This window comes from Candidatus Cloacimonadota bacterium (assembly GCA_020532085.1).
GTDB lineage: Bacteria > Cloacimonadota > Cloacimonadia > Cloacimonadales > Cloacimonadaceae > Syntrophosphaera.
This window is the reverse complement of the sequence record JAJBAV010000008.1, coordinates 76,043-85,371: the sequence shown is the minus strand read 5'-3', so window position 1 is coordinate 85,371 and position 9,329 is coordinate 76,043. Positions and strand designations below refer to the sequence as shown.

6 protein-coding genes are annotated in these 9,329 nt (G+C 55.4%); 1 reads left to right on the top strand and 5 read right to left on the bottom strand.

Annotation, left to right across the window (positions count from 1 at the left end; all coding sequences use genetic code 11):
- The first annotated feature begins 398 nt into the window (after positions 1 to 398).
- Positions 399 to 1,616 (top strand): hypothetical protein, encoded by a 1,218-nt coding sequence (locus tag LHW45_03580; GenBank protein MCB5284658.1) that lies wholly within the window; start codon positions 399 to 401, stop codon positions 1,614 to 1,616.
- A 12-nt stretch (positions 1,617 to 1,628) separates the two neighbouring features.
- Here LHW45_03580 and LHW45_03575 read toward each other — a convergent pair whose 3' ends face one another.
- The 5 genes from LHW45_03575 to LHW45_03555 all read right to left on the bottom strand — a co-directional run bounded on the left by LHW45_03575 (position 1,629) and on the right by LHW45_03555 (position 9,289).
- Positions 1,629 to 2,741 carry a site-specific integrase gene (locus LHW45_03575; protein MCB5284657.1) on the bottom strand — a complete coding sequence of 371 codons (1,113 nt, stop codon included), beginning with the start codon at positions 2,739 to 2,741 and terminating at the stop codon, positions 1,629 to 1,631.
- Between the two features lie 173 nt (positions 2,742 to 2,914).
- Positions 2,915 to 4,651 carry an RNA polymerase sigma factor RpoD gene (rpoD, locus tag LHW45_03570; protein ID MCB5284656.1) on the bottom strand — a complete coding sequence of 579 codons (1,737 nt, stop codon included), beginning with the start codon at positions 4,649 to 4,651 and terminating at the stop codon, positions 2,915 to 2,917.
- Positions 4,652 to 4,676: 25 nt separating this feature from the next.
- Positions 4,677 to 6,398 carry a DNA primase gene (gene dnaG, locus LHW45_03565; GenBank protein MCB5284655.1) on the bottom strand — a complete coding sequence of 574 codons (1,722 nt, stop codon included), beginning with the start codon at positions 6,396 to 6,398 and terminating at the stop codon, positions 4,677 to 4,679.
- Positions 6,399 to 8,747, bottom strand: coding sequence for a Smr/MutS family protein (locus tag LHW45_03560; protein MCB5284654.1), 2,349 nt, complete (start codon positions 8,745 to 8,747; stop codon positions 6,399 to 6,401).
- The gene (locus LHW45_03555) at positions 8,744 to 9,289 is read right to left on the bottom strand and encodes a CvpA family protein (GenBank protein MCB5284653.1); all 546 of its coding nucleotides are present in this window, start codon (positions 9,287 to 9,289) and stop codon (positions 8,744 to 8,746) included. The genes LHW45_03560 and LHW45_03555 overlap by 4 nt, the downstream gene beginning before the upstream one ends.
- Between the last annotated feature and the right edge of the window lie 40 nt (positions 9,290 to 9,329).

The window sequence follows — 9,329 nt, the reverse complement described above, 5'->3', positions numbered from 1 at the left end:
AAAAAGCGCAAAATGTGTGGATAACTGAGCTTTTTCAGGGTTCATGTTGAGAATATTTGAAAAAATTGTGGATAACTACAAAGTAGATCCTGGAAAGCTGGACTATTTGGTATTACGCAAAGGTCTTGAGATATATAATGAACGCTGAGTTTTGGGCTTTTCTAAGCGCCCCAACGAAGGAGCTTATCTTGAAGATGAAGGGAAAGCGAACTCGTATGAATGAATTGATGCGGCTTTACCTTGAGCATATCCCATATTTACAAACTGATCTGATTGCTGGCCCCCATGGTTCCTATCCGTGCCGCGAATGGTTGTTGTCTTTATCCAACGATGTGAGTTTACATTGTGCGCATTGCCGCCACAAAGAGAAGTGCGAGTTTGAGTGCTTGGAGATTTACATGAAGGCTCTTGGAGAGTTTTGTGAACTATGTTCAGCAGAATGTAAAAAAACATGCATGCAGGTTCAGAACAAACGTCTTGAAAAGTGGATTAAAAGCCCTCCACAACATCCAGATCAGGTCCACAACATGGCTACTTACAAATGTTCTATAAAATTCCATGGTGACATCCGACAACTCCGTGGTGGCGTGTTCCTAATGGTTGAGATACCGCCACTAAACCGCCTTGACGACACAGAGGGGTTTACCAGGAACACTCTCGAAAACATGATTACCAAGTGGGCAAATATTTCTCTAAGAGAAATGTCAAATCGTGATATTATTGAGTTGGCGCTGACCTTTGTATCGCTTTCCTTCCTGTTTATATGGGATCTGTATCATGATACCAGATTTATGAACAAAGGAGTTCCAGCCGGAAAACATGATGATCATTATAGTCGGGATAGCGCAAACGTTCTATATGCTTTTGTGGCCTCCCAGCAAGGCATACCAGCGGATCAGATAGAGGAAACTATAAACAGCAACATCAATCCCGAAGAAGTTGTGATTGGGCCTCAGTCAAAGTATCCACAGGAATTTAAACTGACATGGGAGAATACCAAACAGCTATTTAAAGCTATTAATAATCTTTATGATTCAGATTTTTTGCCATCATTAACCATAGACGAATTCCATAAAACGTACAGGGAGCTGATAATAGACCAGGTTGATAGATCAATACTCCGGTCTACCAGTGCGGGACTTGATGGATCATTAAGAAAGGGGCGTACCTACACACGTTATATCAACTACCGGGCTTACCTCCGCCTGGCGGCGCTCACTGTGGCTATATCAGGAGTACGTTTCCGCCATAAATTACCCACTTTATTCAGGGATAACAATCTGCAAAGGCTCAAAATAGTTTTAGCACTCAAGGAACCGAACCCAACCCGGAGAAATTCCCATTCTAAAAGAGCATTGATTCGAAAAGAATCATCAGAATCAGAGATGAGCCTCAAATCTGCCTGTAAGCACTTAAAGTTGAACTACAGTACGATTCAAGCAGATATTGACGACTACCAAAAATATAATCCTTGTTGGAAGGAAATAGTCTCATTACACTTAAATGATGCTGGTAGCAACTACGGGTTATCCAGATCTCTGGTTAGTTACTCTTCAGAGGATGATCTGAAGATCTGGCAAGAGAGAGTTACGTCACTGTTTGGAAAAGACATTTAGCGTTTTAAGTCATTATAGTTTAGGGAGCTTATCAATCTCTTGGTCCCTCTTTTGATCCGTTAGTTTGGCGTATCTTTGGGTATTTGCCACGTCATGATGCCCTATAAGCTTTGAAACTGTGTAGATGTCGATACCATGAGTCAGGCACATTGTGGCAAAAGTGTGCCTGGCACAGTGGAAAGTGATCTTTTTGTTAATCCCACACATGTTTATCCAAAGCCTCAGCATCTCATTGGTATAATGATTCACAGGAAGCTCAAATATTTTGTCGTGGGGGTATTCCTCGGCGAGAATTTTCTGCTCTTCCAAAATCTCCAGCGCTGTCTCTGCCAGTTTAACGCGTACAAATGTCTTGGTTTTCTCCTGCCGCTTGATCAGAGCTCCATCCTCAATGTCTTTCCACTCCAGGGTAACAATATCCGAATATCTCAAGCCCGTAAAACACGAAAAAATAAAAGCGGTTTTAATGACGGGATGGTTACAAAGAGATTCCCTTAGGATCTTCAGCTCTCTCAATGTGAGATAATTTGTTTCCAGTTGCTGTCGCTTTATTTTTATGGCGTTCCCGGGATTGCTCTGGATAATGCCCTCGAGCACGGCTTGATTCAAAGCTGCTTTGAAGGTTCCATAATAAACATGGGCCGTATTGGGGGAAACTTTAGTCAGCATAAAGTCCACAAAGCTCCTGCAGAAGCTATAATCTATCTGACCGAAGGTTAAGGAACCACCGGTATAGGCCATTAACATGTTATGGGTATTGGTCCAGTTACATGGATGGGCTTTAGTTTTGGTTATTGCATCAAAGTACTCGATAAAGCTCTGTTTGGCCTTCCAGGCATAGAGATGAACTTCACCATCCTGTAACAGCTCCAACTCTCGCTTATCTCTGATGGCAGCGGCCAACAAAATGGTATTCTTATCCTGCTCCAAATGCTCTGTATTGGCGATGAGCCTCATATGCTTCAAAAACTCGTACTTCCATTTCCGATTGATTGATATCGCAAGGAATACTGAGTATCCCCCGGAAGCCAGTGGTCTGATGCGGATTTTTATCCTCTTACAGTAGTTCAGTTTGTCGAGCATTTTGTCGTAAATATTTCTTGATTTGCCCTTCTTTCGTCCCATTGTTCACTCCTAATCAGTGTTTTTGGTTTTTGGCGTTACTGAAAGGCCTCGAGTAACACACCCGTGAATAAAGTAACACAAATTTTCTATAGTGTGGTACTTGTCAAGACAAAAAAAGAGCAGCCTAAGTGACTGCTCTATATAACTAATTATAATTCGCTATGACGTCGCAACTATTTTACATTAAAATTGTCCATGAATTGCTGGAGGACGGCGGCGCGGGAGGGATGGCGGAGTTTTTTGAGGGCTTTGTCCTCGATCTGGCGGATGCGTTCGCGGGTGACTTGGAAGATGTTTCCCACCTCTTCGAGGGTGCGGTGGTAGCCGTCGTCGATGCCGAAGCGGAGGCGGATGACGCGTTCCTCGCGGGTGGTGAGGGTTTTGAGGACCTCATCGACCTGTTTTTTGAGGAGGGAGCGTTCGGCGAGGCGTTCGGGGCTGATGATGGTGCGGTCTTCGATGAAGTCGCCGAGGATGGAGTCTTCGGAGTCGTGGCCGATGGGTTTGTCCAGGGAGACGGGTTCCTTGGAGATGGAGAGGATGGATTTGACCTTGTCGAGGGGCATGTCGAGGACTTCGGAGATCTCTTCGGGGAAGGCGTCGCGGCCGAGTTTTTGCTGGAGGCGGCGGGCGGTGCGGTTGATCTTGTTGATGGATTCGATCATGTGGACGGGGATGCGGATGGTTCGGGCCTGGTCGGCGATGGCGCGGGTGATGGCCTGGCGGATCCACCAGGTGGCGTAGGTGGAGAATTTGTAGCCCTTGCGGTAGTCGTATTTTTCCACGGCGCGCATGAGGCCGGTGTTTCCTTCCTGGATGAGGTCGAGGAATTCGAGGCCGCGGTTGTTGTAGCGTTTGGCGATGGAGATGACGAGGCGGACGTTGGCCTCGATCATTTCGTTTTGGGCCTTTTCCTTGTTGCGTTCGGCGCGGTCGATCTCGCGGAGGAGGAAGACGAGGTCGTTTCCGGTCATCTTGGTTTCGAGCTCGACGCGGCGGATCTTGCGGCGGGCGTTTTTGATCTTGCGCAGGGTTTCGATGAAGACCTCGGGATCGATCTTGGTTTCGGCGCGGACTTCCTCGTAATCCTCGTCGGATTTTTTGGCGCGGCGGCCGTAGGTGCAGATCTCGTCGATGGTATAGCGTTTGATGCGGGTGAGGTCGGTGATGCTGTTGTAGCTTTCCTCGATGCGTTCGACGAGGGAGCGGACGCGGTAAACCATGCGTTTGATGAGCTTTTCGTTGTAGGTGAGGAGGTTGAAGTTGGCGATGATCTGGTTTCTGAGGGCGTCGATCTCTTCCTGGCGGGAGGCGTTTCCGGAGTCGTCGTAGTCGCAGTTGTCGAGGATGATGCCGATCTTTTCGAAGACGGCGTCGTTGGCCTTGAGGAGGTCGCGGAACTGGTCAACGATGAGGACGTCCTGTTTTTTATCGATCCAGGTGCCGATGTCCACGCGGAAGATCTGGTCGAGGCGGACGCGGCGTTCGCGGTAGCGGTGGAGGAAGTTGTACATTTCGCGGAGGGTGGAGCCGGATTTGAAGACGTTTTGGTTGATCATCTTCTGGTAGGTTTCGATCTTCTGGGCCACGCGGACCTCGCCTTCGCGGTCCAGGAGCGGGACGCGGCCCATTTCGCGGAGATACATGCGGACGGGGTCGTCGTAAAAGCGTTTGGTCTTGAATTTTTTGGGCGGGGCGGGTTTGCGGACGGAGGCACCTTTGGTGAGGCGTTTTTCGGTTTCGTCGATGATCTCGATGCCGTCCTGGCGGAGGTCGAAGATGATGTCGTCCACCTTGTCCAGGAAGAAGGGGCTGCTGGGCAGAATGTCGTTGATCTGCTTAAAGGTGATGTAGCCGGTGTCTTTTCCCAGCTCCACGAGTTTCTTCAGGCATTCGTTGTAAGTGATCATTAATGCTCCTTGCGAGGCGGGACCCTCAGGTGAGAAGGCCGCGCACCACTTTTTTAGTGAGGCGGTTGAAGGCTTGGGAGAGCTTTTTCTTCTCCGCGAGGAGAGAGAGGTCGGCCGGGTCGGCCAGGATCTTGCGGTCGAGTTCCAGCATGTCGCGCTGGAGCTTGCGCATCCGCACCTGGCTCAGGACGTCGCTGAAGCGCATGTCCTGCAGGTCGGCGAAGAGAAAGTCTGCCAAGAGGTCCCTTAAATCCTTATTTTCAATGTTATCCAAAAGTTTGGCGGGCTCGGCAACGGCATCCGCGGCCACGTGGGCGGCCAGATATTTGAAGAGCTCGCGGTAAGATCTATTCACAAAATAATCCGGTGTAAGGGTTTCGGCAAGTAAATTGAACGATTCGGGGTCCTGGAGGGCGAGGATGAGCAGATGGCGCTCCTCGGCGTGTTCCTCGAGGGTGGGCACGGTGTAGAGCCGGGCGGGTTCCTCGGGGGCGGCGGTGGTGCGGCGGAGCTTGGAGAAGACGGCGCGGCTGGAGATGCCGAAGGCTTCCGCGATGTCGCGGGCCAGCAGTTCGCGGCGGACGGGGTCCTTGAGGGCGCGGACGGCGTCCAGGATGGTGTCGACGCGTTCGCCGGCGGGGGTTTTGGAGGGGGTTTCGGCCAGGAAGCGGATCACGCTGCGGGCGGCGGCGATCCTTTCCCGAAGGGCGTCCGGGCCTTCGGCGAGGATGAAGCTGTCCGGATCGTGCTGTTTGGGCAGTTCCACGATGTGGGCCTCGAGCCCTTTGGAGAGGCAGAGCAGGGCGGCGCGGACGGCGCTCTTGATGCCGGCGGCGTCGCCGTCGTAAAGCAAATTGGCACGGGTGGCATAGCGGGTTAGCAGCCAGACCTGGTCGTCGGTGAGGGCGGTGCCGAGGGAGGCCACGGAATTGAGGAAGCCGGCCTCGTAGAGCCGCAGGAAGTCGAAATAGCCCTCGCTGATGAGCACGTTTTCGGCCTTGGAGATCTCGTATTTGGTCTTGAAGAGGCCGTAGAGTTCGCGGCCCTTGGTGTAGAGCTCGGTGCCGGCGGTGTTCACGTATTTGCCGCCGGGGGCGCCCTCCTCCAGCACGCGTCCCCCGAAGGCGATCACCTCGCCGATGTTGTTGTGGATGGGAAACATCAGGCGTCCGCGGAAGAAATCCACCAGGTTTCCGGAATAGTTGCCGAAGAGGCCGGATTCCTTGAGCAGCGAGACGGAATGGCCTTCCTTGAGGAGGTGGTTGAGCAGGGCTTTTTCGCTGGCGAGGGCGAAGCCGAGCTCGAGGGACTTGGCCGTGGCGGGGCTGAAAGAGCGTTTCTGGAGGTAATCCAGCACCTTCTGGCCGTGTTTGAAGAGGTTTTCCGCGTAGAAATCCCGGGCGGTGGTGTAAACCTGGAGCAGCTGGTCGCGCTTGGTGGAGACGGTTTTGGTGCGGTCGGATTCCGGAATGGTGATCCCGGCGCGGGCGGCGAGTTTTTTAAGCGCTTCGAAGAAAGTGAGCTTTTCGTATTCCTGCACGAAGGTGAAGACGTTTCCGGCTTTGCCGCAGGCGAAACATTTGAAGATCTGGCGGGAGGGGCTCACGTTCAGGGAGGGGTTGGTATCCTGATGGAAAGGGCAGATCCCGCGCCAGTTGGCGCCCGCGTGTTTGAGGGGCAGATAGCCCTGGATCACGTCAACGATGTCGTTGGCGCGGCGGACCTGTTCGATGAGGCTGTTATCCATCTAGATCTTCACCAGGGTGACCCCGCTGCCGCCCTCGGCGGGGACGGGCGTGTCGAGCGAGAGCACCGTTTTTTTCCTTTGCAGATAGTCGCGCACCTTGCCCCTGAGGGCGCCGGTGCCTTTGCCATGGACGATCCGGAGGCTGTGGAGGCCGGCGAGGGTGGCGTTGTCCAAAAACTCGTCGATCAGGGGCCGGGCCTCATCGAAAGTGAGGCCGAGGAGCTTGAGCTCGGTGGCGGCCCTGTAGGTGGCGTGAGTGGTGGGCAGAGGCTGGGGATCCCGGTCGCGGGGGCGGTCGGGCGCCTGGTAAAGGCTTTCCGCCGGCACCCGGAAACTGATGCCGTTCATGTCCACGCTGGCGCTGCCGTCGCGGATCTCCAGGAGGATGGCCTCGGTTTCGAAACTGGCCAGCCAGACGCGGTCTCCGGGCCGGGGGTCGCGGGCTTTGGGCTGGTTGCCGGTTCCGGCCGCGGCCAGTTCCTCGCGGATGTCCTGCAATCTGCCGGAGATCTCATGCAATTTCCTTTCCGAAAGGGCTTTGCGTTCATCCCGGTCGAGTTTGCGGAGGCTGTCCTGTTCCTGCTGGTAAAGCTTTTGCTGGGCGATGAGCTCGCCCTGGAGCTCTTTGATGAACTTCTGTTTGCGCTGTTTGAGCTCGGCTTCGAGGGCGCCTTCGCGGCCTTCCAGTTCCTTCAGTTTGGCCTCGAGGTTGCGGGTTTTGAGCTGATATTCGTAGGAGGCGCGGCCGAGGGCCTTCTTTTCGGCCTGCATCTTCTTCAGGAGTTCGGTGAATTCGAGGTTTTGGCTGCCGCTGAGGGTTTTGGCGCGGTCGATGAGCTCCGGGAGCAGGCCCAGGGAGGAGGCCACCTCGATGGCGAAGCTGTCGCCGGGGATCCCGGGGGCGAAGCGGAAAGTGGGGGTGAGGCTGTTCAGGTCGAACTGCATGGAGGCGTTGAGGCAGGCGGGATGGGTTTCGGCGAAGATCTTGAGGGCGGTGTAGTGGGTGGTGACGATGGCCTTGCAGCCGAGGTCCGTGAAGCGTTCCAGGATGGCCTGGGCGAGGGCGGACCCCTGCTGGGGGTCGGTGGCGGCGCCGATCTCGTCGATGAGCACCAGGCTGTTGGCATCCGCCTGGGCGAGCATCCGGCCGATCTTGCTCACGTGGGAACTGAAGGTGGAGAGGGCGTTTTCGATGCTCTGGTCGTCGCCGATGTCGGCAAAAACCTGGCTGAAGAGGCCGATCTCGCTGTCGGCATCCGCGGGGATGGGCAGGCCGGAGAGGGCCATCAGGGTGAGCAGACCGGCGGCTTTCATCAGCACGGTCTTGCCGCCGGTGTTGGGGCCGCTGAGCAGCACGATGGCGGCTTCCTGGCCGAGCTCAAGATCGAAGGGCACCACTTCCGCGGGCCGGCCGAGACGCAGGATGAGCAGGGGATGGCGGGCCGAGCGCAGCTTCAGGACAGGCTGTTCCACTATCCGGGGCACTTCGGCCTTCAGAAAGCGGCACAATCTGGCGCAGGCAGAGCGGAAATCCAGGGCGGCCATCGCCTCCTGATTGGCCAGCAGGGTCTTCTCCTGGTCCTTTATCTGGGCGGTGAATTCGCTGAAGATGCGGAAGATCTCGCGCTTTTCCTCCTGCTTCAGCAGCTGGAGTTCGTTGTTCAGCGGCACCACGGACTGGGGCTCGATGAAGAGGGTGGAGCCGCTGCCGCTTTGGCTTTGCACGATCCCGGGCACGTAAGGGGCGGCGCTTTCGCGCACGGGGAGGACATAGCGGTCGTCGCGGCGGGTGATGAATTTGTCCTGGAGATAGCCCTCGAGGCGGGGATCGCCCAGCATCCCCTGCATGGTCTTCATAATCCCGCGCTGAAGGGAGGCCTGGCGTTTGCGGATGCGGGCCAGTTCCGGCGACGCGGAATCCAGCACCTCGCCCTCGGGATCGAACACGCGGTCGAAGCGCTCGCAGATCCAGTCCAGGGCGGTGACCTTCAGCCAGAGGCGGCGCAGGGTGGGGAAGGATTCCAGGGCTGAGGCGGAGGCGGCGATCCCGCTGGCCAGGCGGGCGTTGAGCCAGACGAGGCGGAATTCCTCGTAGGCAAAGAGGGAATATTGGGGTTCGCGGAAGAGGGGGCCGAGGTCGGCCAGATCGCTGAGGTCCTTTTCCAGGCCGTGTTCCAGACATTCCTGAAGCTCACCCACCAGGCGCAGCGAGGCCTCGATGACCCTCCTTTCGGACAGGGGGGCAAGGCCGGCGGCGAGGTCCTTTCCCAGCTGGCTGTGGCAGAGCGCGGCCACCTGTTCCGCCAGCCGGGCGTATTCCAGGTCCGCGTATAGCTCCGGGGCGTTCATTGCGTCTTCTGGGGCTGGTTGTCTTCCTTTTTGAGCTTCGCCTTGATCTGCTGGAAGCGGTCGCGTTCCCCAAACTTGAGGGTGGTGAAGAGATCTTCCTTGAAGGTGTCCACGGCGGCGTAAACAGGGTGTTTGGCGCCGTCCTTGAGGGGAGTGGAGAGCTTCGGGGCGTAGTCCAGCAGCACCATCAGCACGATCACCGCCACCAGCCCGTTCAGGAAGCCGAAGATCAGGCCCAGAAACTTGTTCAGGCCAGAAAGCCGGGTGGCCTTGAGGACTTTCTTGAAGATGTGGTTGATGATGCCCACCAGCACCGCCACCGCCACGATGATCAGCAGCGCGGCCAGCAGGGTGGCCGGAACCAGGCCCAGCTTGAGGTTTTCGATCAGGCCGTTTTTCAGCAACGGAAAAACCTGCCCGATGAGCAGAAAGATCGCGATGGCCGCGCCGATGCGGACCAGCGTGGCCGCCAGGCCCCTGCGAAAGCCCTGAAAGGCCGCCAGGGCCAGCCCGATCAGGATGAGCCAGTCGATGATACCCATGATTTACCTCTTTTAATGGCAAATAAAAAAGCAAACAGGG

What these genes read in the sequence shown, in the direction of transcription:
- LHW45_03580 (MCB5284658.1), top strand. Translation starts at nt 399, where the DNA reads ATGAAGGCTCTTGGAGAGTTTTGTGAACTATGTTCAGCAGAATGTAAA.
- LHW45_03575 (MCB5284657.1), bottom strand. Translation starts at nt 2,741, where the DNA reads ATGGGACGAAAGAAGGGCAAATCAAGAAATATTTACGACAAAATGCTC.
- rpoD (MCB5284656.1), bottom strand. Translation starts at nt 4,651, where the DNA reads ATGATCACTTACAACGAATGCCTGAAGAAACTCGTGGAGCTGGGAAAA.
- dnaG (MCB5284655.1), bottom strand. Translation starts at nt 6,398, where the DNA reads ATGGATAACAGCCTCATCGAACAGGTCCGCCGCGCCAACGACATCGTT.
- LHW45_03560 (MCB5284654.1), bottom strand. Translation starts at nt 8,747, where the DNA reads ATGAACGCCCCGGAGCTATACGCGGACCTGGAATACGCCCGGCTGGCG.
- LHW45_03555 (MCB5284653.1), bottom strand. Translation starts at nt 9,289, where the DNA reads ATGGGTATCATCGACTGGCTCATCCTGATCGGGCTGGCCCTGGCGGCC.